This window comes from Streptomyces sp. NRRL S-37 (genome assembly GCF_000721605.1).
Classification (GTDB): Bacteria; Actinomycetota; Actinomycetes; order Streptomycetales; family Streptomycetaceae; genus Streptomyces.
Map to the genome: position 1 here is coordinate 18,381 of NZ_JOIZ01000001.1, position 24,714 is coordinate 43,094.

Sequence of the window (24,714 nt, forward strand, 5' to 3'; positions counted from 1 at the left end):
CGTCGGCACGGTGCCACCCGCCGGACCCGGCCGGGCGGTGACCGGCCCACCGGCGTTCGCGGGGTGCCGTCGCGCCCGCCCCGGCCGAGCGAACGGCACGGGCGGGCGCGGATCGGCATGGGGTCGGTCGCGTGAGGGCCGGAAGACCGGGTCAGTGCTTGCCGATGGGGTCGCCCTCCACGTCCGGGCCGCGGCCCGGGCCCACACGGAGCTCGAATTCGCCGTCGTACTTCCTGTGGCCCTCGATGACCGCGAGCTCCACCGCCTCGGAGCCCATCTCGCCCCGCACGATGAGCGGGTCGCGGCGCAGGTCGCGCATGAGTGCCACGCACATGAAGATCATCACGATGACGAACGGGGCCGCCGCGAGGATCGTGAGGTTCTGCAGGCCGGTCAGCGCGTCGCCCTGGCCGCTGCCGACCAGCAGCATGATCGCCGCCACCGCGCCGGTGACCACGCCCCAGAAGACCACCGCCCAGCGGCTGGGTTCGAGCGCGCCCTTCTGCGAGAGGGTGCCCATCACGATGGAGGCCGCGTCGGCTCCCGAGACGAAGAAGATGCCGACGAGGATCATCACCAGCAGGCTGGTGACGGTGGCGATGGGGTACTCCTGGAGCACGGCGAAGAGCCGGCCCTCGGGGGTGGTCTCGTCGCCGAGGCGGTTCTGTTCCTGGAGCCTCATCGCCGAGCCGCCGAAGATCGCGAACCAGATCAGGCTGACCGTGCTGGGCACCAGGATGACTCCGCCGATGAACTGGCGGATGGTCCGGCCCCGGCTGATGCGGGCGATGAACATGCCCACGAAGGGCGTCCAGGAGATCCACCAGGCCCAGTAGAAGACGGTCCAGCTGCCCAGCCAGTCGGCGACGCCCTCGCCCCCGCTGATCTCGGTGCGGCCGGCCAGCTCGGGCAGGTCGCCGAGGTAGGCGAAGACCGAGGTCGGCAGCAGGTCCAGGACGAGGATGGTCGGGCCCGCGGCGAACACGAACACGGCGAGGATCAGCGCCAGCACCATGTTGGTGTTGGACAGCCACTGGATGCCCTTCTCCACACCGGAGACCGCGGAGGCCACGAACGCCACGGTCAGCACCGCGATGATGCCGACCAGCAGTCCGGTGCTGACTTTGTCCATCCAGTCGAGCTTCTCCACACCGGAGCCGATCTGCAGCGCGCCGAGGCCCAGCGAGGCCGCGGAGCCGAAGACCGTCGCGATGATGGCGAGCACGTCGATGACCCGGCCGCCGACGCCGTTCGCGTGCCTCTCCCCGATGAGCGGGGTGAACACGGCGCTGATGGTCTGCCGGCGGCGCCTGCGGAAGGTGCTGTAGGCGATGGCGAGGCCGACCACCGCGTAGATCGCCCACGGGTGGAGCGTCCAGTGGAAGAGGGTGGTCGCCATGGCCGTCTCCATGCGATCGCCCGAGTCGGCCGGGCTGGTGCCCGGCGGGGGTGTCGTGTAGTGCGCCAGCGGTTCGCTCACGCCCCAGAACATCAGGCCGATGCCCATGCCGGCGCTGAACATCATGGCGATCCACGACACCGTGCGGAACTCCGGTTCCTCGCCCTCGGCGCCGAGGTGGATCCGGCCGTAGCGGCTGGCCGCCAGCCAGAGGGCGAAGACGACGAAGCCGGAGGCGGCCAGCATGAACGCCCAGCCGCCGTTGTGCATCAGCCCGCCGAGCAGGGTGGTGGAGGCGTCCTCGAGCGAGTCCGTCCCGATGGCGCCCCACAGCACGAACGCGAGGGTGAGGACGGCCGTGACGCCGAACACCACCCGGTCGGTCCGCGGACGCTCCCGGCCCGGCAGGCCCGCTTCCGAACCCGGCAGCGGGCCCGCCGTGTCGTCCTTGTCGCTGTGCTGGTTCTGCGTCACAGGCGGCACCTTTCCTCAGAGCCGTTGGGCGGAGAACGCTCCTCCCGCTACGCCCCTACCACCTTTGGCGCAAAACTCACCTCCTCAGCGCGATGTGCCTGCCTCCCCGGGGACGCGGTGAGCGGTGACGTCCGGTCGGTCCACGCCGTCCAGGACGCTGTCCGGGGCCGTGGTGGGCGAGCCCGCCGTGGCGCGGGCGAAGGCGTCCGTCCCGCCGACGAACGGCACCCGCGCGGAGGTACGGGCCGGGTCGAGGGTGAGCGTCGGGGTGTCGGGACGGTGCAGGGGTGGACTCGGGTGCGGGAGAGGGCGGTTGGCGCCGCGTGGGGCTCCAGGTGGCTGGAACCACACCCGGTGGGCGCGCCGGTTCCCGCGCGGGAGCGGTGACGGGCCGGCTCAGTCGCCGTGGTCGTACACCGTCACCGGTATCCCGCGCCGTACCAGCCGCTCGGTGATCAGGGGTTCGATACGGGACCACGTGCCGCCGGCCAGGCCGCAGCCGATGCGGGGCATGTGCACGGAGGCGTCCAGCTCCGTCGCCCTGTCGGCGAGGCGGGCGAGGGCGGTGTCGATCGCCTCGTAGCGGACGGGGACGCCTTTACTGCCGGTCCGTGTACCGCGCTGGCCGATCATGTTGGCCACCCAGACGTACCGCTCGACCTGGACCAGCTGGACCGCGCCCAGAGCGAAGTCGTTCGCGGCGCGGTCGCGGTGCCAGGCGCGGTAGGCGGCCTCCGGTTCGGGCCAGCGGCGCGACACGGCCAGGACGAAGCCCTTCCCCCACCCGCCGATGTCGTTGCAGACATGGGCGATGACCTTGACGCCCTTCACCGACGGAACGGTGGCGTCACCCCGGACGTACGTGATCTCCGACATGACGCCACCGTAGGCGTTGCCACTGACAGTGGCTCCGACGTGCTACTTCGCCGGTCGCGAGAGCTCCTGGCCGGTGTTCCGCGCCACCCGGCGGCGGACGCCGTACCAGCCGCCGACCAGCATCGCGGCGATCACCGGGACGAGCAGCAGGGTCTTGCGGCCGACCTCCGGGTCGTTCCACATCAGGCCGAGGACGGAGACCAGGAAGGCGATGGTGGCGATCTCGGTGACCGGGCTGCCGGGGAGCCGGAAGGACGGGCGGGTGAGAAGCCCGGCGCGGGCGCGGCGGACGAAGACCAGGTGGCAGATCATGATGATCACCCAGGTGCTGATGATGCCGAGGGAGGCGACGTTCAGCACGATCTCGAAGGCCTGGGCCGGCACGAGGAAGTTCAGGCCGACGCCGAGGACGCACACGCCGCAGGTCAGCAGGATGCCTCCGTAGGGCACCTGGCTGCGGTTCATGCGGGCGGTGAACTTCGGGGCGGAGCCCGCCATGGCCATGGAGCGCAGGATGCGGCCGGTGGAGTACAGGCCGGAGTTCAGGGACGACATCGCGGCCGTGAGGACGACGAGGTTCATCACGTCGCCGGCGGCAGGGACGCCGATCTTCGACAGGACCGTGACGAAGGGGCTCTCGCCGGCCGAGTACATCGAGCCGGGGAGCAGGAGGGCGAGCAGGACGACGGAGCCGACGTAGAAGAGGCCGACGCGCCACATGATGGAGTTCACCGCGCGGGGGACGACCTTCTCCGGTTCGGCGGTCTCGCCCGCGGCGACGCCGACCAGTTCCAGCGCCGCGTAGGCGAAGATCACGCCCTGCATGACGAGGACGACGGGCAGCACGCCGTGCGGAAGGATGCCGCCGTTGTCGGTGATCATGCTCAGGCCGGGGGTGCCACCGCCCACCTCGTGCCGGGTGGCGAGCAGGAAGACGCCGATGAGCATGAAGGCGACGAGGGTGGCGACCTTGACGATCGCGAACCAGAACTCCATCTCGCCGAAGATCTTCACCGAGATCAGGTTCACCGCGAGGACCACGGCGAGGGCGATCAGCGCGAGCACCCACTGCGGGATGTCGGTGAACGCGCTCCAGTAGTGCGTGTAGAGGGCGATCGCGGTGATGTCGGCGATGCCGGTGGTCGACCAGTTCAGGAAGTACATCCAGCCGGCGACGTACGCGCCCTTCTCGCCGAGGAACTCGCGCGCGTACGACACGAAGGACCCGGACGACGGCCGGTACAGGACCAGCTCGCCCAGGGCACGGACGACGAAGAAGGCGAAGACGCCGCAGACCAGGTAGGCGATCGCGAGCGCCGGGCCCGCGTCGTGCAGGCGTCCTCCGGCGCCCAGGAAGAGTCCGGTGCCGATCGCGCCGCCGATGGCGATCATGTTGACGTGGCGGGCCTTGAGGTCCTTGCTGTAACCGGCGTCGCCCGCGTCCGCGGGCGTCGGGGCCGCGGCGGTGCGCTCTGCGGCCGTTGCCGTGGTGACGGCGTCCTTGCTCACGAAGTGGTTCCACTCTCTGGTGCGCTCGGGCGGGTCGCGCCCGGGTGTCCGGATTGCCTCGGCCGGCGCGCTCGGATCAAGGCACAGACCGATGGGGCACCTTTCCCGAAGTGCGGTGTCTCACGCGATGGCGCACGTCACACCGCGGGACATCTCACACGCCCGCGCGGGGTGCCGGCCGAGGTGTCACAGCGGTGGTGGGACAGCGATACTGCTGCGCATGACGACCGAGACCGAGCAGCCGCTCACGATCGACGAACTGGCGGCGCGGGCCGGTGTCACCGTGCGCACGGTCCGCTTCTACGGCACCAAGGGGCTGCTGCCGCCGCCGGTGATCGGTCCCCGGCGGGTCGGTCACTACGGACGGGAGCACCTGGCCCGGCTGGAGCTCATCGAGGAGTTGCAGCACCTGGGCATGACGCTGGCGGCGATCGAGCGGTACCTGGGGCAGCTGCCGCCGGATCTGAACGCCCGGGACCTGGCGGTCCAGCGGGCGGTGGTGGCCTCCTGGGCGCCCGAGGCGATGGAGACGGTGCCGCGCGAGGAGCTGGAGCGCCGGGCGGGGCGGGCGCTGGACGAGGAGGATCTCCGGCGGCTGGCGGCGATGGGCGTCGTCGAGCGGGACGGCGAGGTGCTGCGGGTCGACCCCGGACTGCTGCGGCTCGGGGTGGAGCTGCTGGACGTGCCGTTGTCCCATGAGACGGTCCTCGCCGCGCGCACCGCGCTCACCGAGCACTCCCGCGCGGCCGCCCGGGAGCTGTCGCGGCTGCTGCGCGACGCGGTCGCGGAGCGGGACGCGCGGGACGTACGGTCCCTGTCCGCCCGGATGCGTCCGCTGGTGGTGCAGGCGCTGCTGACCACGTTCCAGCGGTCGCTGCGGGAGGAGCTGCGGGAGTGGCTCGACGAGGAGGGGTGACGGGACGGGCCCGTCACCCCTCGCGGCGGGTCAGCGGGCGTCCGTGAAGACCTCCCCCCGTTCCGCCTTCGCCACCAGCAGCGCCGGCGGGGTGAAGCGCTCGCCGTAGCGTTCGGCGAGCTCGCGCGCGCGGGCCGTGAATCCGGGCAGGCCGCCCTCGTAACCGTTGATGTACTGGAGGACGCCGCCGGTCCAGCCGGGGAAGCCGATGCCGAGGATCGAGCCGATGTTGGCGTCGGCGACGGAGGTGAGCACGCCCTCCTCGAGGAGCCGGACGGTGTCCAGCGCCTCGGCGAACAGCATGCGTTCCTGCATGTCGCGGAACGGGATCCGATGTCCGGCCTTCGTGAAGTGCTCGCGCAGTCCGGGCCACAGGCTGCCGCGCCTGCCGTCCTCGCCGTACTCGTAGAAGCCGGCGCCGCCGCTGCGGCCGGGGCGCTCGAACTCGTCGACCATGCGGTCGATGACGGCCTCGGCGGGGTGCGCGGTCCAGGTGCCGCCGGCCTCCTCGACGGCCCGCTTCGTCTCTTTCCGGATCTTGCGCGGGAGGGTGAGGGTCAGCTCGTCCACCAGGGAGAGCACCTTGGCCGGGTAGCCCGCCTGGGCGGCGGCCTGTTCGACCGACGCGGGCTCGATGCCCTCGCCGACCATGGCGACGCCCTCGTTGATGAAGTGGCCGATGACCCGGGAGGTGAAGAAGCCGCGCGAGTCGTTGACGACGATCGGGGTCTTGTTGATCCGGCGGACCAGGTCGAAGGCGCGGGCCAGCGCCTCGTCGCCGGTGCGCTCACCCTTGATGATCTCGACCAGCGGCATCTTGTCGACGGGTGAGAAGAAGTGCAGTCCGATGAAGTCGGCCTGGCGCTCGACGCCCTCGGCGAGGGCGGTGATGGGCAGGGTGGAGGTGTTGGAGCACAGCAGCGCGTCGGGGGCGACGACGTCCTGGATCTCCTGGAACACCTTGTGCTTGAGGGCGGTGTCCTCGAAGACGGCCTCGATGACCGCGTCGCAGCCGGCGAGGTCGGCGGCCTCGGCGGTGGGCGTGATCCGCGCGAGCAGCGCGTCGGCCTTCTCCCGGCTGGTACGGCCCTTGGCGACGGCCTTGGCGCACAGCTTCTCGGAGTAGCCCTTGCCCTTGACGGCGGCTTCCAGGGAGACGTCCTTCAGGACGACCTCGATGCCCGCGCGGGCGCACGAGTAGGCGATGCCCGCGCCCATCATCCCGGCGCCGAGGACGGCCACCTTGGTCACCTTGCGCGGTTCGACGCCCTTCGGCCGGCTGGCGCCGGAGTTGACGGCCTGGAGGTCGAAGAAGAACGCCTGGATCATGTTCTTCGAGGTCTGTCCGGCGGCCAGCTCGACGAAGTAGCGGGCCTCGATGACCTGGGCGGTCTCGAAGTCGACCTGGGAGCCCTCGACGGCGGCGGCCATGATGTTGCGCGGGGCCGGGTAGGGGGCGCCGCCCGTCTGCTTGCGCAGGTTGGCCGGGAAGGCGGGCAGGTTGGCGGCGAACTTCGGGTGGGCGGGGGTGCCGCCGGGGATGCGGTAACCCGGCTTGTCCCAGGGCTGGGCGGACTCGGGGTGGGCGTCGATGTAGGCGCGGGCCTTGGCGAGCATGTCCTCGCGCGTGTCGGCGATCTCGTCGACCAGGCCGTTCTCCAGGGCGCGGCGCGGGCTGTACTGGGTGCCCTGGAGGAGCACCTTCAGCAGCGCGTCGGTGATACCGAGCATGCGCACGGTGCGGACGACACCGCCGCCGCCGGGGAGCAGGCCGAGGGTGACCTCGGGGCAGCCGATCTTGGAGCCGGGGGCGTCGAGGGCGATCCGGTGGTGGCAGGCGAGGGCGAGTTCGTAGCCGCCGCCGAGGGCGGCGCCGTTGATCGCCGCGACGACGGGCTTGCCGAGGGTCTCGATGCGGCGCAGGTGCCGCTTGAGGGCCATGCCACCGTCGAAGAGGTCCTGGGCCGTCTCGGGGGTGACCCGGATCAGGTCGCGCAGGTCGCCGCCGGCGAAGAAGGTCTTCTTGGCGGAGGTGACGATGACGCCGCGGATGGTGTCGCGTTCCGCCTCCAGGCGGTCGGTGATCACGGCGAGGGAGTCGCGGAACGCCTGGTTCATGGTGTTCGCGGACTGGTTCGGGTCGTCGATGACGAGGGTGACGACGCCGGTGCGGTCCTGTTCCCAGCGGATGGTGGTGCTCTCGGTCATGAGGGGGTCTCCGTGAGTGAGGTGGCGGGTCGCTGGGGTGTCAGAGGCGTTCGACGACGGTGGCGATGCCCATGCCGCCGCCCACGCACAGGGTGGCGAGGCCGTAGCGCTTGTCCTGGCGTTCGAGCTCGTCGACGAGGGTGCCGAGGATCATCGCGCCGGTGGCGCCGAGGGGGTGGCCCAGGGCGATGGCGCCGCCGTTGACGTTGACCTTGTCCAGCGACAGGCCCATGTCACGTACGAAGCGCAGGACGACCGCCGCGAACGCCTCGTTGATCTCGACGAGGTCGATGTCGTCGATGGTCAGGCCGGCCTTGGCGAGGGCCTTGCGGGTGGCGGGGGCGGGGCCGGTGAGCATGATGGTGGGCTCGGAGCCGGAGACGGCGGCGGAGACGATCCGGGCGCGCGGGGTGAGTCCGTGGCGGTCGCCGACCGCCTTGGAGCCGATGGCGACGAGGGCTGCGCCGTCCACGATGCCGGAGGAGTTGCCCGCGTGGTGGACGTGGTCGATCTTCTCGACCCAGTGGTACTTCTGCAGCGCGACGGCGTCGAAACCTCCCAGCTCGCCGATGTCCGCGAAGGACGGCTTCAGCTTGGCCAGCGAGTCGGCGGTGGTGCCGGGGCGCAGGTGCTCGTCGTGGTCGAGGACGGTGAGGCCGCTGCGGTCCCTCACCGGGACGACGGACCGCTCGAAGCGGTTCTCCTTCCAGGCGGTGGCCGCGCGTTCCTGCGAGAGGGCGGCGTACTCGTCGACGTCGCGCCGGGAGAAGCCCTCGATGGTGGCGATGAGGTCGGCGCCGATGCCCTGGGGGACGAAGCCGGTGGCGAGGTTGGTCATCGGGTCGTTGAACCAGGCGCCGCCGTCGGAGGCCATGGGGACGCGGGACATGGACTCGACGCCGCCCGCGAGGACGAGGTCCTCCCAGCCGGAGCGGACCTTGGCGGCGGCCAGGTTGACCGCCTCCAGACCCGAGGCGCAGAAGCGGTTCTCCTGGACGCCCGCGACCGTGTCCGGCAGTCCGGCCGCGATCGCGGCGATGCGGGCGATGTCGGAACCCTGGTCGCCGACCGGGCCGACCACGCCGAGCACGATGTCGTCCACGGCGGCCGGGTCCAGGTCCGGGAAGCGGTCACGGAGCTCGTGGATGAGGCCCACGACCAGGTCGACGGGCTTGGTCCCGTGCAGGGCGCCGTTCGCCTTGCCGCGTCCGCGCGGGGTGCGGATCGCGTCGTACACGTACGCTTCGGTGCTCACGAGGAGGCCTTTCAGTGAGGGTGGGAGGGCTTGGACGTGGGGGCGGGAGCCGTCGCCGCCGGCCCGGGCAGGTCCCAGTCGCGGGCCACGTCGTCGGTGTCGGCGCCCGGCAGGGCGGGTCCGGTGCGGATGCCGGCGGGGGTCGCGGAGAAGCGCGGGGCGGGTGCGGGCTGGGTGATGCCACCGTGGTCGGTGAAGGTGCCGCGGGCGGCGAGATGCGGGTGGCGCGGGGCCTCACGCAGCGACAGCACCGGCGCCACGCACGCGTCGGAGCCGTCGAAACGGGCCGTCCACTCGTCGCGGGTGCGGGTCCTGAAGCGGGCGGTGACCTGTGCGCGCAGCTCCGGCCAGCGGGTGACGTCGGTGTGCGCCCCGGCCTGGTCGTCCAGGCCGAGCAGGCGCAGGAACTCGGTGCAGAACCGCGGTTCCAGCGCGCCCACCGCCATGTACCCGCCGTCGGCGGTCTCGTAGGTGCCGTAGTAGGGGCAGCCGCCGTCGAGGAGGTTGGCGCCGCGCCGGTCCTGCCAGGCGCCGGCGGCGAGCATGCCGTGGATCATCGTGGAGAGGTGGGCGGTGCCGTCCACGATCGCGGCGTCGACGACCTGCCCGGTGCCGGTCGCGCGCGCGTGGTGCAGGGCGGCGAGGACGCCGACGACGAGGTAGAGGGAGCCGCCCGCGTAGTCGCCGAGCAGATTGGCGGGGACGGCCGGGGGCCTGTCCGGGTCGCCGATCATGCCGAGGGTGCCGGTGAGGGCGATGTACGCGATGTCGTGTCCCGCGCGGTCGGCGAGCGGGCCCTGCTGGCCCCAGCCGGTCATCCGGCCGTAGACCAGGCGCGGGTTGCGGGCGTGGCAGTCCCCGGGGCCGACGCCGAGCCGTTCGGCCACTCCGGGGCGGTAGCCCTCGATGAGGACGTCGGCGCGTTCGGCGAGGTCCAGGACGCGGGCGGGGCCGTCGGGGTCCTTCAGGTCGACGATCACGGAACGCTTGTTGCGGTTGGTGACGTCCCGGGCCGGGTCGATCCCCAGCCCGGGACCGCCCGGGCGGTCCACGCGCACGACATCGGCACCGAGGTCGGCCAGGAGCATGGCGGCGAACGGGCCCGGCCCGATACCGGCCAGTTCGACCACGCGCACGCCGGTGAGCGGACCCTGTCCCGGCGTCTTCGCCTCCGTCATCGAGCCCCCAACGGCTGTGACACACATGATGTAACACCAGCGATGTTAAGAACACGTTCCACCCGGCACAAGACCGGGCGAGCAAGCGCTTAGCCACTTTACGGGGCGGTGTCCGGCCGCGCCCGGTCACGTACCTCTTCGGCGTGCGTCGGGCTCCGCCGCCGGCCGCCCCCGGGCTTCAGGGACGCCCACCCGAGATCCTTCCCGGTCCGTACCCGGCGGGCTCGGCGCCGGGGCAGGCGAGCGCGTGGGCGTACGCCGTCTCGACCTTGAGCTTCACCGTCACCCCCAGGGGTGACCGCCGCCGTCAGCACCGGGGAGGACGGACACCCTCCTGCCGGCCTCGGCGACGGTCCCGCCCCAGGGGTGTTCCTCGGCGGCTCCCGGCAGCCCCAAGACGTAGTCGCGCACTTTTCCCACTTCTTCAGGACGTTCGGGGGCACGGCCATCGCTTTCCTCCGGGCTCGTCGTCACAGCTCCGCACCCCTCACGCTAGCCTCGGCCACCGACAGCGGCGCGGCTGCACGACCAAGGGGTGTCATGAGCAGGCTGAACAGGACGGACCGTCCCTACGACATCGTGCTCTTCGGAGCGACCGGCTTCGTCGGGACACTGACCGCGGAGTACCTCGCCGCCCATGCCCCGGCCGGACTGCGCTGGGCGGTCGCCGGACGCAGCACGGAGAAGCTCGAGCGGCTGCGGGAGCGGCTGCCCGGCGGCGCGGAGGCCGGACTGCTGCGGGCGGACGTGTCCGACCCGGCCTCCCTGCGCGCCCTCGCCGAGCAGGCGCGCGTGGTCGCCACGACCGTGGGCCCCTATGTGGAGTACGGCGAGGAACTCGTCGCCGCCTGCGCGGACACGGGGACGGACTACGTCGACCTCACGGGTGAACCGGAGTTCGTGGACCTGGTGTACGTCCGCCATGACGCACGCGCGCGGGAGACCGGGGCGCGGCTGGTGCACGCCTGCGGTTTCGACTCGGTGCCGCACGACCTGGGGGCGTACTTCACCGTGCGGCAGCTTCCGGAGGGGGTGCCGCTGACCGTGGACGGTTTCGTCACCGTGGACGCGGCCTTCTCGGGCGGGACCTTCGCCTCGGCGCTGAACCAGTTCGCCCGGCACCGCCGGCTCCGCGCGGCGGCCCGTGACCGCAGGCACCACGAGCCGCGGCTGATGGGCCGCCGGGCCTCGGCGCCCCTGGGCGCGCCGCGCTACGCGCCGGAGGTCGGCGCCTGGGCCCTTCCCCTGCCGACCGTCGACGGGCAGATCGTGCGCCGTTCGGCCAGGACGCTCGACCGGTACGGTCCCGACTTCCGCTACCGGCACTACGCGGCCGTGCGGCGGCTTCCGGTGGCGGTGGGCGGGGTGGCCGCCGCGGGCGCGCTGGTGACGGCGGCCCAGTTCCCGGCGCTGCGCCGCCGGCTCTCCGACCGGCTCGGGCCCGGCGACGGGCCGGGCCCCGAGAAGCGCGCCCGGAGCTGGTTCACCGTCCGCTTCGTCGGCGAGGGCGGCGGACGCCGGGTGTACACGGAGGTCGCGGGCGGCGACCCCGGTTACGACGAGACGGCGAAGATGCTGGCCGAGGGGGCGCTCTGCCTGGCCTTCGACGACCTCCCGCCGACGGCCGGCCAGGTCACGACGGCGGTGGCGATGGGCGACGCGCTGATCGGCCGCCTCCGCGCGGCGGGCATCCGCTTCCGCGTCGCCGCGACACGCTGAGGAGCCGGAGGCCGGCTAGAGCGGCCACCGGACCAGCGTGTAGATCATCCCGGCGATCCAGCCCAGCCCGGCGAGCACGGCGAGGGCGAGCCCGACGGTGACGGCCCGTTCGACGGGCCGTCCGCCGGCGGCAACGGGCTTGGGTGCGCGGTGTGTTGTCATGCGTGCCAGCCTGCCGGGGCGGTCGGGCGCCGGCATCCGTACAGGTACTCAGGAGCGGTACTCAGAACGACGGGCGGACGCCGCACGGGTGAACCCCCCGTTTGAGACTTCCGCGCCCCGCGCCCCGCGGAACACGGGGATGTCGCGGCCGGACGAACGCCCGGCCTTCACAGCGCGGTTCAATGAAACACTCGAAGGCATGCGATTTCTCCTCGAAGTGGCCATGGACGACGACGCGCTGACGAAGGACCCGGCGGGCGAGCTGGGACGGATCCTGCGGTACTGGGGCGGGAACCTGCGGCACTACGCGATGGAGCCCGGGGACGGGGCGGTGATCTACGACTCGGAGTACCGCGAGGTGGGGCGGTGGAAGGTCGAGGACGTGTCCTGAGCGGGGGCGGCCCCGGCGAGGGCCCGGCGGCACAGGGCGTCGGCTCTGCGGGTGGTTTCCGGCAGGCGGTAGGCGGGGGCCAGGGCGAGGGTGTGGGCGCAGGCGTTGTCCAGGCTCACGCGGTGGCCGACCGAGACGAAGACCGGCTTGACGGCGTCCCTGGTGCGCAGGGCGCGGCCGACCTCCTCGTGGCCGGCGAGCAGCGGTGAGGTGCTGCCGCGCGGGGTGTCCGGTTCCTCGTGGGTGAAGGTGAAGGGGTTCTTGGCGACGCCGACCGTCGGCAGGCCGGTGAGGACGCCGAGGTGGCTGGCGAGGCCGAAGCGGCGGGGGTGGGCGAGTCCGTAGCCGTCGCAGACCACCAGGCCGGGCGGGCACGGCAGGGCGTCGAGGGCGGCCAGCACGGTGGGGATCTCACGGAAGGCGAGCAGGCCGGGGACGTACGGGAAGGAGATCCGGCCGACGGCCGTGGACTCGGCGACGACGTCGAGAGTCGCCGCGTCGAGGACGACGGCCGCGGCGGCGACGACGTCCCGCTCGTCGTCGTACGCCACGTCGACTCCGGTGACGTGGCCCGTCCCGGGCGGCGGGCCCGGTTCGTCGAGCACCACCCGCGCGCGGAGTGCGTCCTGGACCGCGCGGGCCTCTTCCTCGGTCACGGGCCAGTCGGCCGGTGTGCGTACGGTCGTCATGGTGCCCCTGAGCCTACGGGGCGCGCGTGCTCCGCGCGGAAGGCACTCCCCCTCCGCGCGGAGGCGGCTCACTTGCCGAGCGCCCGCTGGAGCTGACTCTTGTTCATGCTCGAACGGCCTTCCACGCCCTTCTTCCTGGCCTCCTCGTACAGCTGGTCGCGGGTGGGCCCCTGGGAGCCCTTGCCGGACCGCTGGCCGCCCCGCTTGCCGGACGACATGTCCTGCGTGGAGGTGCGGCCGGCCGTCTTCGACTCGCCGGACCGGGCGCGCTCCTTGTTCACGGTCCGGGCGGCGATCTCCTTGGCGCGTCCGGTGCTCTCGCCCCGGTCCTCGGCACTGTCCTTGATGTGCTCGTACTGACGTTCCCGTTTGGGGCTGGAACCGCGTGGCATGTCCGCTCACTTCCTCTCGGGTACGGCGTACGGGTACCCACGTCGGCGGCGATCAGGGCATGCCGCGCGCGTCGGTGCTCCAGGCGGCGGGGGTGTCCCGGAGGACGTCCGGGAGAGCCGTGCCACTCGGGTGCATGAAGGCGGTGACAGAGGTCACTCGCTTCTCATGTGCACGGATTGGCCGATTCCGTCGTCTCATCCAGTAGCCGTCCCGATCCGCCCCGGAAGCCTGTCCAGCCGTCACGAGGGAGCAAGGCGTTGTCCACCGTCATCGAGCAGACCGTCGAGGCCCGTCTCGTCGCCGCCGCGCCGCGGATGCCGAGCATTCCCGCCACCCTGCACTACGACCGCGACGACCCGTTCGCCGTCCACATGACCTTCCCCGCGCCCGCCACCCTGGAGGGTGTCGAGGTCTGCTGGACCTTCGCCCGCGATCTGCTCGCCGCGGGAATGCGGGAGCCCGAGGGCGACGGCGACGTACGGGTCCGGCCGTACGGCTACGACCGCACCGTGCTGGAGTTCCACGCCCCCGAGGGGACCGCCGTCGTACATGTCCGCTCGGGCGAGCTGCGCCGGTTCCTGGAGGCCACCGGTGAGCTGGTGCCGGCCGGTCTGGAACACCTCCGGCTCGACCTGGACCACGATCTCGCGGAGCTGATGCGCGACGTGTGAGGGGCCGGGCCGACGCCCGCCGCCCGCCGGGACGCCGAGCGCGCCGTCCGCGCGGGCGGCGCCCGGCGCACCGGCTCCGTCGGCGGCTTTCCCCCGTCCCCGGGTCGACGGTCCCGGGGACGGGGATCCCGTCGCGGGGGTACTCGGGCCGGGCCGCCGCGTCCGCTCCCCGGCACCGCGCGGTCCGGAGCGCGGAGTCCGGCGAAGGTGAAGGCAAAGGCGTAGGCACGGACGCGGGCGTCGCCCGACCGGCGGAGCGTCCGCCGTGCTCTCCCGGGGCCCGCGGGGCCCCGGGTCACCGCCCCCGTGTGAGCGTGGGCAGCGGCGCGGTGCCGGCCAGTCCCGCGCGCAGCTCGCGCAGGACGGCACCGAGGGCGGGTGTCGCCGCGGCGCGGTGCGCCAGTGCCTCGGCGCGCCGGCCGTGGGAAGAGTCCTCCGAGTCGGGCAGCAGGCCCGACGCCCGTGCGAGGACGAGGGCCGTCGCCGTCTGCTCGGGGACGTCCTCGGACGGTGCCGGTCCGTCGAGGAGCTGCCGCGCCTGCCGCCGCAGGGCCCGTACCCGGCCCGCGTCGGCCAGGACGTACTCCACCGACGGGAACACCCCGAGGACCCGGTGCTTCTCGGCGCGCAGCACTCCCTGGGCCACCAGTTGCTCCCGGACCGCGTCCAGGGTGTACCGCGCGCGCAGCGTCACCCAGACGCGCCAGCGGTGCGGGAAGGACTCGCCGACCAGTTCCAGAAGGCCGTCCAGCACCGGGTCACCGGTCCGGGAGTCGAGGTCACGGGGTGCGGCGATCCCGTCGTCGTCGATCAGCAGGCCCCGCCGGGCCAGCTCGGCGAGGGCCCCGGCCCGCACCACGGGGGCCTGCCGGGACGGGTCGGCGTCCCAGACCAGCAGGGACAGGCGGGCCGGCAGCGAGAGCGGGCCGTCGGGCACGGGGCCTCCTCGGGGGCGGTGACGTCGTGCTCCGAAAAGCCGTTGACAGCCGTTCCGGGCACTCCTACGGTGTACAGCGGTCCTGTTGCCGTCGAATGGAGAAGGACGTTGCTCGTCTGAGGTTCTGAGACACCGCGTCACACCACACAGGTGTGTACGTCGCGTGCGACCTCGGCGTTCGAGCCGTCCTTGCGGTCCTTGCGGAACAGGGCTTTTCTCATGCCCAGGCCTTCCCTCCCGGCTGCCGGTCCTCGTCCCGCGGTGTCTCGATACGCGTTTGCCCCTGATCGCCCCGAGCAACCGCGGAGGCCCGCATGTCACCATCCCTCACCTGTACGTCCCTCGCCTTCACCTGGCCCGACGGCACCGCCGTCTTCGAGGGCCTCGACGTCGCCTTCGGTCCCGGCCGCACCGGGCTCGTCGGCGTCAACGGGTCGGGCAAGTCGACCCTGCTGAAACTGATCGCCGGCGAGCTCACCCCGGCCGACGGCGCCGTCCGCGTCTCCGGCGAGGTGGGGTACCTGCCGCAGAACGTGACGCTCGACACCGCGCTGAGGGTCGACGAGGCGCTCGGCATCGCCGCCCGGCGGGCCGCGCTGCACGCCATCGAGGCGGGCGACGTGGCCGAGGAGCACTTCGAGACCGTCGGCGACGACTGGGACGTCGAGGAGCGCGCCCTGGCCACGCTGGGCGAGCTCGGCCTCGGGCACATCGGGCTCGACCGCACCGTCGGCGAGGTGTCGGGCGGCGAGTCGGTGCTGCTGCGACTGGCGGCGCTGCTGCTGCGGCGCCCGGACGTGCTGCTGCTCGACGAGCCCACCAACAACCTCGACCTGTACGCCCGCAGACGGCTGTACGCGGCCGTGGAGAAGTGGCCGGGCGTCATGGTCGTGGTCAGCCACGACCGTGAACTGCTGGACCTCGTCGACCAGATCGCGGATCTGCGCTCGGGTGAGGTGACCTGGTACGGCGGCAACTTCTCGGCGTACGAGGAGGCCCTGGCCGTCGAGCAGGAGGCCGCCGAGCGGATGGTGCGCGTCGCCGAGGCGGACCTCCGCAAGCAGAAGCGCGAACTGGCCGACGCCCAGGTCAAACTGGCCCGCCGCAAGCGGTACGGGCAGAAGATGTGGGACAGCAAGCGCGAGCCGAAGATCGTCATGGGGGCGCGCAAGCGCGCGGCGCAGGAGTCCGCGGGCAAGCACCGCATCATGCACGAGGAGCGGCTCGCCGAGGCCAGGGAACGGCTCGACGACGCGGTGGAGGCCGTACGGGACGACGACGAGATCCGCGTCGACCTGCCGTACACGGCCGTGCCGCCGGGCCGTGACGTCCTCACGCTCATGGACCTGGAACTGGCGTACGGCGCCCGGGTGCGGGGCGGCTTCGATCTGCGCGGGCCGGAGCGGGTGGCGCTGATCGGGCGCAACGGCGCGGGCAAGACGACGCTGCTGCGCACGATCGCCGGTGAGCTGGAGCCGGTCTCCGGCGAGGTGAGGGCCCATGTGCCCCTGCGGTTCCTGCCGCAGCGCCTCGACGTCCTCGACCCGGAGCTGACCGTCGCCGAGAACGTGGCCCGGTTCGCCCCGGGCGCCACCAACAACCGGGTCCGGGCCCGGCTCGCCCGGTTCCTGTTCCGGGGCGCCCGCGCCGACCAGAGGGCAAAGACCCTCTCCGGCGGCGAGCGTTTCCGGGCGGCGCTGGCCGCGCTGATGCTGGCGGAGCCCGCGCCGCAGCTGCTGATGCTGGACGAGCCGACCAACAACCTCGACATGGCGAGCGTCCGGCAGCTCACCACCGCGCTGGAGTCGTACGAGGGAGCGCTGATCGTGGCCAGCCACGATCTGCCGTTCCTGGAGTCGGTCGGCATCACCCGGTGGCTGCTGATGGAGGAGGGAGAGCTGAAGGAAATCACGACAGAAGCTGTCGGGTATCCCGCCTAGCGTCGGCGGCATGAGTCACTCCAGCCAGTACATCACCCTCACCGGAGCCGGGGAGAACAACCTCAAGGACGTCACGCTCCGCATCCCGAAGGGCCGGCTGACCGTGTTCACCGGCGTCTCGGGGTCGGGGAAGTCGTCGGTCGTCTTCGACACGATCGCGGTCGAGTCGCAGCGGCAACTGAACGAGACGTTCACCTGGTTCGTCCGCAACCGGCTGCCGAAGTACGAGCGGCCGCACGCGGAGGCCATGGAGGACCTGACGCCCGCGATCGTCGTCGACCAGCGGCCCGTCGGCGGCCACTCCCGGTCGACGGTGGGCACGATGACGGACGTCTACTCGGTGCTGCGGGTGCTGTTCTCCCGGCACGGCACGCCGAGCGCCGGTCCGGCGACGGCGTACTCGTTCAACGACCCGTCGGGCATGTGCCCCGAGTGCGACGGCCTGGGCCGGACCGTACGCCCCGACTGGGACCGCGTCCTGGACGCGGACCGCTCCCTCGCCGAGGGCGCGGTCCGCTTCCCGCCGTTCGCCGCGGGCACCTGGCAGGGGCAGACGTACACCAACAGCGACGACCTGGACCCGGACAAGCCGGTGCGGGAGTTCACCGCCGCCGAGCGGGAGTTCCTGATGCGGGGACGCCCGGGCAGCAAGGTCACCGTGAACAGCTCGGGCGGCGCGTGGACCACCGACTACGAAGGACTCGCCGACCGCTTCGAACGGCTCTATCTGAAGCGGGACCTGGCGGGGATGAGCCAGAAGACCCAGGAGATGGTGCGGGAGTTCCTGGCCGAGGGCGTCTGCCCCGCCTGCCGGGGTGCCAGGCTGAACGAGGCGGCGCTGGCGTCGAGGATCGACGGCCGGTCCATCGCCGACTGCGCCGCGATGCAGGTCACCGATCTCATCACGGTGCTGCGCGGGATCGACGACCCGGTGGCCGGGCCGATCGCCGGGGCCGCCGTCGCCGCGCTGGAGCGGATCGAGACGATCGGCCTCGGCTACCTGAGCCTCGACCGGGAGACGTCCACCCTCTCCGGCGGCGAGGGGCAGCGGCTGAAGACGGTCCGGCACCTCGGGTCCAGCCTGACCGGGATGACGTACATCTTCGACGAGCCCAGCGTCGGACTGCACCCGCGCGACGTCCACCGGCTCGGAAAACTGCTGCTCCGGCTCCGCGACAAGGGCAACACCGTGCTGGTCGTGGAGCACGACCCGGACGTCATCACCCTGGCCGACCACGTCGTCGACATGGGGCCGGGGGCGGGTTCCGAGGGTGGCACGGTGGTGTTCGAGGGGACGCCGCGGGAGCTGGCCGCCTCGGGCACCCTGACGGGGCGGTGCCTGGGACGGCGTACCGCGGTCAAGGAGGCGGTGCGCAGGCCGGCGGGCGAGCTGTGGGTGAAGGGGGCCGACCGGCACAATCTGCGCGAGGTCACCGTGCGGTTCCCGGTGGGTGTGCTCACCGCGGTGACCGGGGTGGCGGGTTCGGGCAAGAGCACGCTGGTCGCCGAGTTCACCGACGCCCACGACGACGCCGTGGTGGTCGACCAGTCCTCGATCGGCATCTCCGCGCGGTCCACCCCCGCGACGTATCTGGGGATCATGGACCCGGTGCGGAAGATCTTCGCGCGGGAGACCGGCGCCGCACCCGGGCTGTTCAGCTTCAACTCCGACGGCGCCTGCGGGACCTGCGAGGGCCGCGGGATCATGTACACCGACCTGGCCTTCATGGATCCGGTGACGACGACGTGCCCCACCTGCGAGGGGCGGCGGTTCAAGGACGAGGTGCTGCGGCTGACCGTCGACGGCCGCTCCGTCGCCGATGTGCTGGCGATGACGGCCGAGCAGGCGCTCGGCTTCTTCCACGACACCGGCGTACGGCGCCGGCTGCGCGGGCTGCGGGACGTCGGCCTCACCTACCTCACGCTGGGCCAGCCGCTGTCCACCCTCTCCGGTGGTGAGCGGCAGCGGATCAAGCTGGCCACCCGGCTGCACCGCGAGGGGGCGGTGTACGTCCTTGACGAGCCGACGACCGGACTGCACATGGCGGACGTGGACGGCCTCGTCGGTCTCCTGGACCGGCTGGTGGACGCGGGCAACACCGTCGTCGTCGTGGAGCACAACCTCGACGTCGTCGCCCGCGCCGACTGGGTGATCGACCTCGGCCCGGGCGGCGGACGGGACGGCGGCCGGGTGGTGTTCGAGGGCACACCGGCCGAGTTGCTCGTCGCCGAGGGGTCCTTCACGGGGGAGCATCTGCGGCGGGCCTGCCGGTGAGACCGGTTCCCGGTGGGTGGTTTCCCGGCCGCCTGGGTGGCCCGGCCGGGATTCCCGCTGCATGATGGCTGCGCCGGCGTCCGAGGGAACCGGGCCGGCCCCCGGACGCCCTCGGTGCGGCCGGAACCTGTCCCGTCCCCCACGGAGTCGCGCTCGTGCCCAGCAAGAAGGCCCTCGTCCGCCGCCCGGCTCCCCGTCTGGCCGAGGGGCGGGTGACGCACATCGAGCGGGAGGACGTCGACGTCGACCGCGCGGTGGAGCAGTGGGAGACGTACACGGAGACGCTGCGCGCCCACGGCTGGGAGACGATCGAGGTGGACCCGGCCGACGACTGCCCGGACTCCGTGTTCGTGGAGGACACGGTGGTGATGTTCCGGAACGTGGCGCTGATCGCCCGCTCCGGTGCCGGGTCCCGCCGCGCGGAGACCCCCGGCGTCGAGGAAGCCGTGGCGTCGCTCGGCTGCTCGGTGAACTGGGTCTGGGAGCCGGGCACCCTGGACGGCGGCGATGTGCTGAAGGTCGGCGACACGGTGTACGTCGGCCGGAGCGGGCGTACCGACGCGGCCGGGGTGCGGCAGGTGCGGGCCGCGTTCGAGCCGCTGGGGGCGCGGGTGGTCACCGTGCCGGTCTCCAAGGTGCTGCACCTGAAGTCGGCGGTCACGGCGCTGCCGGACGGGACGGTCGTCGGACACGTCCCGAACATGGACGCGCCGTCGCTGTTCCCTCGCTTCCTCCCGGTGCCGGAGGCGTCCGGGGCGCACGTGGTGCTGCTCGGCGGGGACAGGCTGCTGATGGCGTCGAGCGCGCCGAGGACCGCGGAGCTGTTCGCGGACCTCGGCTACGAGCCGGTCCCGGTGGACATCGGCGAGTTCGAGAAGCTCGAGGGCGGTGTGACCTGCCTCTCGGTGCGGCTGCGGGAGCTGTACGCCTGACGGGTGACACCGTCACCCGCGCACCGCGGCGGCCTGCGGCTCCGCGCCGGACGGCGCTCCATGGGGACCCCGCTGATCAGGGTTCTTTACGGTGCCCTTAACCTACGGCTACGTAACCTACGGCTACGTAGCCTACGATTCCGTAGGTTCCCGGCACCGCTCGCCGGTATCTCATATGTCACCGTCCCCTGGAGTCACCTGTGTCGATCACTTCTCCCCACCTGGGCAGCCCTTCGGTCTGGACCGACGCCCGGCTGTTGTACGCGCTGGAGGAAGTGGTCGAGAAGGAGCTCAACCGGCATCTGAAGGTCACCAAGGACTGGATGCCGCACGAGTACGTGCCGTGGAGCGACGGCCGCAACTTCCCCGGCTTCTTCGAGGACGGCGAGGCCTGGGACAAGGAGCAGTCGAAGGTCACCGAGGTCGGCCGGATCGCGCTGGTGGTGAACCTGCTGACCGAGGACAACCTCCCCAGCTACCACCACGAGATCGCCACGCTGTTCGGCCGGGACGGCGCCTGGGGCACCTGGGTGCACCGCTGGACGGCCGAGGAGGGCCGGCACGGCATCGTGATGCGGGACTACCTGCTCGCCTCGCGGGCGGTGGACCCGGACAAGCTGGAGCAGTTCCGCATGGCGCACATGAGCGAGGGCTTCGAGTCGGACAACCGGCACTCGATGCTCCACTCGGTCGCCTACGTCGCCTTCCAGGAGCTGGCCACCCGCGTCTCGCACCGCAACACCGGCCACCAGTCCGGTGACCCGGTCTGCGACCGCATGCTGGCGCGCATCGCGACCGACGAGAACCTGCACATGGTGTTCTACCGCAACCTGCTCAAGGCGGCCTTCGAGATGGCGCCCGACCTGACGATGCAGGCGGTCCGCGACGTCGTCGTGAACTTCCGGATGCCCGGCCACGGCATCCCCGGCTTCGAGCGGGCCGCGGCGCAGATGGCGATCGGCGAGGTCTACAACCTGCGCATCCACCACGACGACGTGCTCCAGCCGGTGCTGCGCTACCTGAAGATCATGGAGGTCGACGGGCTGGGCCCCGAGGGCCTCAAGGCGCAGGAGGAACTGGGCCTGTTCATGGGCGGCCTGGACGCGGAGGCGTCGAAGTTCGACGAGAAGCTGGCGGCCCGCAAGGCCCGGATGGCGGCCCGCGCGGAACGCGTCTGACGGCTGGGGCCCGTCAGGCCTGGAGGCCGGCGGCTGACGGCTGGGGCCCGGGGCTTCGGGCCTAACGGGCCGTACGGCGCAGTTCCAGGCGTTCCTTCTCGGACATGCCGCCCCACACGCCGAAGCGCATGTCGTTGGCCAGGGCGTACTCGAGGCACGTCGCGCGGATCGGGCAGAGGCCGCAGATCCGCTTGGCGTCGCGGACCGAACTGCCCGGCTCGGGGAAGAAGAAGTCTCCCCCGGTCTGCGCGCACAGCGCCTGCTCCTGCCAGGTGAGGTCGGGCGACGGAATCGTTTCGGTGTGCATGCCCGGAAGCGTGCCGTGCGGCGGAAAACGTTCGATCAACGCGGGATCAACGGGGGCCGGAGGGTCTTCCGTGACCGCATGATGATGACGCCGGGGCATCCGGCGCGCACGGCGGCGCGCCGGGTGGGTCAGGTCTCGCGCGGTTCGCCCTTGAGTACGGCGAACCGTGCCCCGTACGGGTCCTCCAGGCGGGCCAGCCGGCCGACGCCGGCGAGGGAGGTGGCGGGCAGCCGTACCCTGCCGCCCAGCTCGACGGCCCTGGCGACGACGGCGTCCGTGTCGTCCACCCCGAAGTAGGGCAGCCAGTGGGGCCGGCCGGGCTCCGCCCCGGCGAGGTCGTCGGCCGGCGGGACCAGTCCGCCGAACATGCTCTCCTCGCCCGCCCCGGCGGGGTTGACGGAGGTGTAGACGCCGTCGGGGAAGGTCACCGCCGAGGTCTCCCAGCCGAGGACGGAGCGGTAGAACGCGGCGGCGCGGGCGATGTCCGGGACGTGCAGCTCGACCCAGCACAGGGTGCCGACCTCGCCGGCCGCCTCGATGCCCTTGCGCAGTGCCGGTTCCCAGATGCCGAAGGGGACGCCGGCCTGGTCGGCGAGGATCGCCATGCGGCCCTGTTCCAGGACGTCCACCGGCGGGACGGGGGCGCTGCCGCGGGCGTGCAGGGCGGCCCGGGTGGTGGCGTCCGCGTCGGGGGTCCGGAAGTAGACGGTCCAGGCGGGCGGGCCCTGCTCGGGGGTGGTCCGCATGCCTCCCGCGACGATCCGCCCGGCCCGCTCGAAGAATCCGTAGCCGCCGGCGTCGGGTCCTGCCGAGCGGAACTCCCAGCCGAACAGGCCGCCGTAGAAGGCGGCGGTGCCCTCCATGTCGGGGGTGCCGACGTCGGTCCAGTTCGGGGCGCCGTCGGCGAAGTGGGTGGTGAGCATGGTGCCTCCTGTGAGACGTCCCGTCGCCTGCTCTGCCGAGTCTTCCACCGGCCGTCGGCGCTCACCGCCGGAGCACCCGGACGGGCGTGGGGTTTTCTCGCCCCCGCCGCCCCTTCCCGTCCCGAAACTGGGGCTCCGCCCCAGACCCCGCTCCTCAAACGCCGGAGGGGCTGAGATCTAGCCCCTCCGGTGTTTGAGGAGCGGGGGCCCGGGAGCAGCGCCCCCGGGGACGGGAATGGGAAGGGGCGGCGGGGGCGACATCCCGGCGGGTCACGCGGACGCGCGGCGGACCAGCGTCGTCGGAAGGATCACGCCGTCGGAGCCGCCCTCCGACGGCGTGCCGGTGCCGTCGAGTTCGCGCAGCAGGAGGCGGGTCATCAGACGGCCCATCTCCTCTATGTCCTGACGGACCGTCGTCAAAGGGGGGTCCGTCTGTTCCGCGATCGGGAGCATGTCGTCGAAGCCGACCACCGCCACGTCGTCCGGCACCCGCCGCCCGTGCTCGCGCAGCACCCGCAGGGCGCCCGCCGCCATGAGGTCGTTGGCCGCGAACACCGCGTCCAGGTCCGGGCACCGGTCGAGGAGCCGACGCATCGCCCGCTCGCCCCCGGCCGGGGTGAAGTCGCCCTCCGCGACCAGCCGGGGATCGGCGCCGGCCATGACGTCCCGGAAGCCGTCGAGGCGGTCCACCGCCGCGGTCTGGTCCAGGGCGCCGGTGATGTGGGCGATACGAGCGCGGCCGAGGCCGAGCAGATGGCGTACGGCGTCGCGGGCGCCGCCCCGGTTGTCGCTGTCGACGTAGGAGACGCCGCCCTGGCCGCCGTTCCAGTCGGGCCGGCCGCCGTACACGGTCGGCAGACCGGCCCGCTGGATCAGCTGGGGCAGCGGGTCGTCGATGTGCAGGGAGAACACCAGGGCGCCGTCGACGTGCCCGCCGGCGAGGTAGCGGCCGACGCGGACGTGGTCGTCGCGGTCCTCGGTGAGCAGCAGGACGAGCTGGTTGTCGTGGGCCGTCAGCTCCTTGCTGATGCCGCGCAGCTGCCGGGCGAAGAAGGGGTCGGCGAAGACCCGGGTCTCCGGTTCGGCCACGATGACGGCGACGGCGTCGTGCCGCTTCGTCACCAGGCTGCGGGCGGCCTGGTTGGGGACGTACCCGAGTTCCTCCACCGCCCGCCTCACCCGTTCGGCCAGGCGCTCCCGTACCCCGTGGGAGCCGTTGACCACGCGGGAGACCGTGGCCCGGGAGACACCGGCCCGCGCGGCCACGGCCTCCAGCGTGGGGCGTGGCGCTGTGTCGGTCACTTGGGAGCTCCTCACCTGCGGCTGCGGGAAAGGATAGCCCCGGCCCGGCCGCGGGCGAGAGCGCTCTCGGATCATGTCCGGCGCCGTCAGTGCTCGTGCGTCGGCTCCTCCCCGGCGGCGGCCCCGTGAGCGTGCTCGTGCGCGTCCGGGTCGTACCCCGGGATGGTGCCGTCCGGCTTCTTCACCAGGAACAGGCCGACCATGCCCATGTCGGAGTGGCTCTGGACGTGGCAGTGGTACATCCAGGCGCCGGCTCCGACGCCCTCGCCCGCGATGATCTGGAAGCCGAAGGAGTCGGCCGGGCCGCAGATCTTGGTGTCGATGACCTGACTGGGGTCGTCGGGGCCGGTGAGCATGCCGGTGCGGTTGTCGGCCCAGCGGTGCCCGTGCATGTGGAAGGTGTGGTAGTACTCGCCGTGCGTGATCATGACGATCTCGACGCGGTCGCCCACCGTGGCCTCGAAGTCCGGACCGGTGTGGGCCGGCTTGTTGTTGATCGACATGTCGTTGAAGACGATGGTGTGGGTCGCGTCGGGCAGGACGTCGCCCTTGCGGCGGACGATCACCGGCCCGTACAGGCCGTTGCGGATGCCTCCGGTGCCGTGCACCGTGCCGACGACGTGGTCGTGGTAGTGCCAGTAGCCCGCGCTGCCCGCCCGCCAGGTGCCGTCGGAGCGCCGGCCGGGCTTGTGGGTGCGCCAGGTGTAGGTGCGGGTGCCGCCGGGCTCGACATCGCTCTTGTTCTGTCGGGTGCCGTCGCTGGAGATCTCGTAGTCCAGGCCGTGGACGTGCAGGCTCACGGGCACGTCCATGGTGTTCTCGAACTCGACGTGCAGCGTGTCGCCCTCGTTGAGCTCGATCAGCGGGCCGGGGATGGACGCCTTGCCCTTCTCGAAGCCGTAGCCCATCTGTCCGCCGGGCAGCCGCTCGGCGTACATCTTGAGGCGCCGCACCTCGCCCCCGGCGGGCGCGGTCTTCGCCGGCGCGGCCGCGCTCACGGCCTCGGGCGCGACGGACAACGATGTCGCGACGGCGGCGCCGCCCAGCAGTACCCGTCGGTTGAAACCGCGTCTGTCCATG

Annotated in this window: 23 protein-coding genes and 1 pseudogene; 8 read left to right on the forward strand and 16 right to left on the reverse strand. The window is 72.3% G+C overall.

The features are described from left to right. Positions 1-151: 151 nt before the first annotated feature. The 4 genes and pseudogenes from IH50_RS0100095 to IH50_RS0100110 all read right to left on the reverse strand — a co-directional run bounded on the left by IH50_RS0100095 (position 152) and on the right by IH50_RS0100110 (position 4,258). Positions 152-1,873 (reverse strand): BCCT family transporter, encoded by a 1,722-nt coding sequence (locus IH50_RS0100095; protein ID WP_030855845.1) that lies wholly within the window; start codon positions 1,871-1,873, stop codon positions 152-154. Positions 1,874-1,957: 84 nt separating this feature from the next. Further along, a pseudogene (locus tag IH50_RS42280) lies at positions 1,958-2,146 on the reverse strand (hypothetical protein); the annotation flags it as partial. A gap of 123 nt (positions 2,147-2,269) precedes the next feature. Continuing rightward, positions 2,270-2,749, reverse strand: a complete 480-nt coding sequence (locus tag IH50_RS0100105; RefSeq protein WP_030855846.1) for a macro domain-containing protein — start codon at positions 2,747-2,749, stop codon at positions 2,270-2,272. 42 nt (positions 2,750-2,791) lie between these two features. Then, entirely contained in the window at positions 2,792-4,258 is a 1,467-nt protein-coding gene (locus IH50_RS0100110) for an amino acid permease (RefSeq protein WP_030855848.1), read from the reverse strand. Positions 4,259-4,478: 220 nt separating this feature from the next. Here IH50_RS0100110 and IH50_RS0100115 point away from each other — a divergent pair, with 220 nt between their 5' ends. After that, positions 4,479-5,174 (forward strand): MerR family transcriptional regulator, encoded by a 696-nt coding sequence (locus tag IH50_RS0100115; RefSeq protein ID WP_030855850.1) that lies wholly within the window; start codon positions 4,479-4,481, stop codon positions 5,172-5,174. A 30-nt stretch (positions 5,175-5,204) separates the two neighbouring features. On the opposite strand, the gene IH50_RS0100120 is transcribed toward IH50_RS0100115, so the two are convergent. From IH50_RS0100120 to IH50_RS43270, 4 genes are all read right to left on the reverse strand, one after another. Beyond that, the gene (locus IH50_RS0100120) at positions 5,205-7,382 is read right to left on the reverse strand and encodes a 3-hydroxyacyl-CoA dehydrogenase NAD-binding domain-containing protein (RefSeq protein WP_030855852.1); all 2,178 of its coding nucleotides are present in this window, start codon (positions 7,380-7,382) and stop codon (positions 5,205-5,207) included. 40 nt (positions 7,383-7,422) lie between these two features. Further along, positions 7,423-8,637, reverse strand: a complete 1,215-nt coding sequence (locus IH50_RS0100125; RefSeq protein ID WP_030855854.1) for an acetyl-CoA C-acetyltransferase — start codon at positions 8,635-8,637, stop codon at positions 7,423-7,425. Positions 8,638-8,648: 11 nt separating this feature from the next. Further along, complete coding sequence (locus tag IH50_RS0100130; RefSeq protein ID WP_030855856.1) at positions 8,649-9,815, reverse strand: CaiB/BaiF CoA transferase family protein; 1,167 nt, start codon at positions 9,813-9,815, stop codon at positions 8,649-8,651. A 282-nt stretch (positions 9,816-10,097) separates the two neighbouring features. Then, positions 10,098-10,226, reverse strand: coding sequence for a hypothetical protein (locus IH50_RS43270; protein WP_324617105.1), 129 nt, complete (start codon positions 10,224-10,226; stop codon positions 10,098-10,100). Positions 10,227-10,355: 129 nt separating this feature from the next. Between IH50_RS43270 and IH50_RS0100135 the strand changes: the two genes are divergently transcribed. Continuing rightward, positions 10,356-11,534, forward strand: coding sequence for a saccharopine dehydrogenase family protein (locus IH50_RS0100135; protein WP_030855859.1), 1,179 nt, complete (start codon positions 10,356-10,358; stop codon positions 11,532-11,534). A gap of 15 nt (positions 11,535-11,549) precedes the next feature. Here IH50_RS0100135 and mmpA read toward each other — a convergent pair whose 3' ends face one another. Next, complete coding sequence (gene mmpA / locus IH50_RS37270; RefSeq protein ID WP_199822024.1) at positions 11,550-11,696, reverse strand: morphogenic membrane protein MmpA; 147 nt, start codon at positions 11,694-11,696, stop codon at positions 11,550-11,552. Positions 11,697-11,895: 199 nt separating this feature from the next. Between mmpA and IH50_RS0100145 the strand changes: the two genes are divergently transcribed. Next, on the forward strand, positions 11,896-12,087 hold the full coding sequence (locus IH50_RS0100145; protein ID WP_030855861.1) for a hypothetical protein: 192 nt from the start codon (positions 11,896-11,898) through the stop codon (positions 12,085-12,087). On the opposite strand, the gene IH50_RS0100150 is transcribed toward IH50_RS0100145, so the two are convergent. Then, positions 12,033-12,776 (reverse strand): endonuclease V, encoded by a 744-nt coding sequence (locus tag IH50_RS0100150; protein ID WP_051767110.1) that lies wholly within the window; start codon positions 12,774-12,776, stop codon positions 12,033-12,035. The genes IH50_RS0100145 and IH50_RS0100150 overlap by 55 nt on opposite strands. Positions 12,777-12,844: 68 nt before the next feature. Further along, positions 12,845-13,168 (reverse strand): hypothetical protein, encoded by a 324-nt coding sequence (locus IH50_RS0100155; RefSeq protein WP_030855865.1) that lies wholly within the window; start codon positions 13,166-13,168, stop codon positions 12,845-12,847. Positions 13,169-13,426: 258 nt separating this feature from the next. Between IH50_RS0100155 and IH50_RS0100165 the strand changes: the two genes are divergently transcribed. Continuing rightward, positions 13,427-13,840 carry an SsgA family sporulation/cell division regulator gene (locus tag IH50_RS0100165; RefSeq protein WP_030855868.1) on the forward strand — a complete coding sequence of 138 codons (414 nt, stop codon included), beginning with the start codon at positions 13,427-13,429 and terminating at the stop codon, positions 13,838-13,840. Positions 13,841-14,135: 295 nt separating this feature from the next. On the opposite strand, the gene IH50_RS0100170 is transcribed toward IH50_RS0100165, so the two are convergent. Further along, positions 14,136-14,777, reverse strand: a complete 642-nt coding sequence (locus tag IH50_RS0100170; protein WP_030855870.1) for a GOLPH3/VPS74 family protein — start codon at positions 14,775-14,777, stop codon at positions 14,136-14,138. A 314-nt stretch (positions 14,778-15,091) separates the two neighbouring features. Here IH50_RS0100170 and IH50_RS0100180 point away from each other — a divergent pair, with 314 nt between their 5' ends. The 4 genes from IH50_RS0100180 (at position 15,092) to IH50_RS0100195 (ending at position 21,102) form a co-directional block, all read left to right on the forward strand. Further along, the gene (locus IH50_RS0100180) at positions 15,092-16,717 is read left to right on the forward strand and encodes an ABC-F family ATP-binding cassette domain-containing protein (protein ID WP_030855872.1); all 1,626 of its coding nucleotides are present in this window, start codon (positions 15,092-15,094) and stop codon (positions 16,715-16,717) included. A gap of 10 nt (positions 16,718-16,727) precedes the next feature. Beyond that, positions 16,728-18,992: an ATP-binding cassette domain-containing protein gene (locus IH50_RS0100185; protein ID WP_030855874.1), complete on the forward strand. Its 2,265-nt coding sequence runs from the start codon at positions 16,728-16,730 to the stop codon at positions 18,990-18,992. Positions 18,993-19,147: 155 nt separating this feature from the next. Then, on the forward strand, positions 19,148-19,924 hold the full coding sequence (gene ddaH, locus IH50_RS0100190; protein ID WP_030855876.1) for a dimethylargininase: 777 nt from the start codon (positions 19,148-19,150) through the stop codon (positions 19,922-19,924). Positions 19,925-20,124: 200 nt separating this feature from the next. Continuing rightward, entirely contained in the window at positions 20,125-21,102 is a 978-nt protein-coding gene (locus IH50_RS0100195) for an acyl-ACP desaturase (protein ID WP_030855878.1), read from the forward strand. Between the two features lie 61 nt (positions 21,103-21,163). On the opposite strand, the gene IH50_RS0100200 is transcribed toward IH50_RS0100195, so the two are convergent. From IH50_RS0100200 to IH50_RS0100215, 4 genes are all read right to left on the reverse strand, one after another. Further along, positions 21,164-21,409, reverse strand: a complete 246-nt coding sequence (locus IH50_RS0100200; protein ID WP_030855880.1) for a WhiB family transcriptional regulator — start codon at positions 21,407-21,409, stop codon at positions 21,164-21,166. A 128-nt stretch (positions 21,410-21,537) separates the two neighbouring features. Continuing rightward, positions 21,538-22,332, reverse strand: a complete 795-nt coding sequence (locus tag IH50_RS0100205; RefSeq protein WP_030855883.1) for a VOC family protein — start codon at positions 22,330-22,332, stop codon at positions 21,538-21,540. A gap of 270 nt (positions 22,333-22,602) precedes the next feature. Next, on the reverse strand, positions 22,603-23,634 hold the full coding sequence (locus tag IH50_RS0100210) for a LacI family DNA-binding transcriptional regulator (RefSeq protein WP_030855885.1): 1,032 nt from the start codon (positions 23,632-23,634) through the stop codon (positions 22,603-22,605). A gap of 86 nt (positions 23,635-23,720) precedes the next feature. After that, positions 23,721-24,713, reverse strand: coding sequence for a multicopper oxidase domain-containing protein (locus IH50_RS0100215; protein WP_030855886.1), 993 nt, complete (start codon positions 24,711-24,713; stop codon positions 23,721-23,723). Position 24,714: the final 1 nt, after the last annotated feature.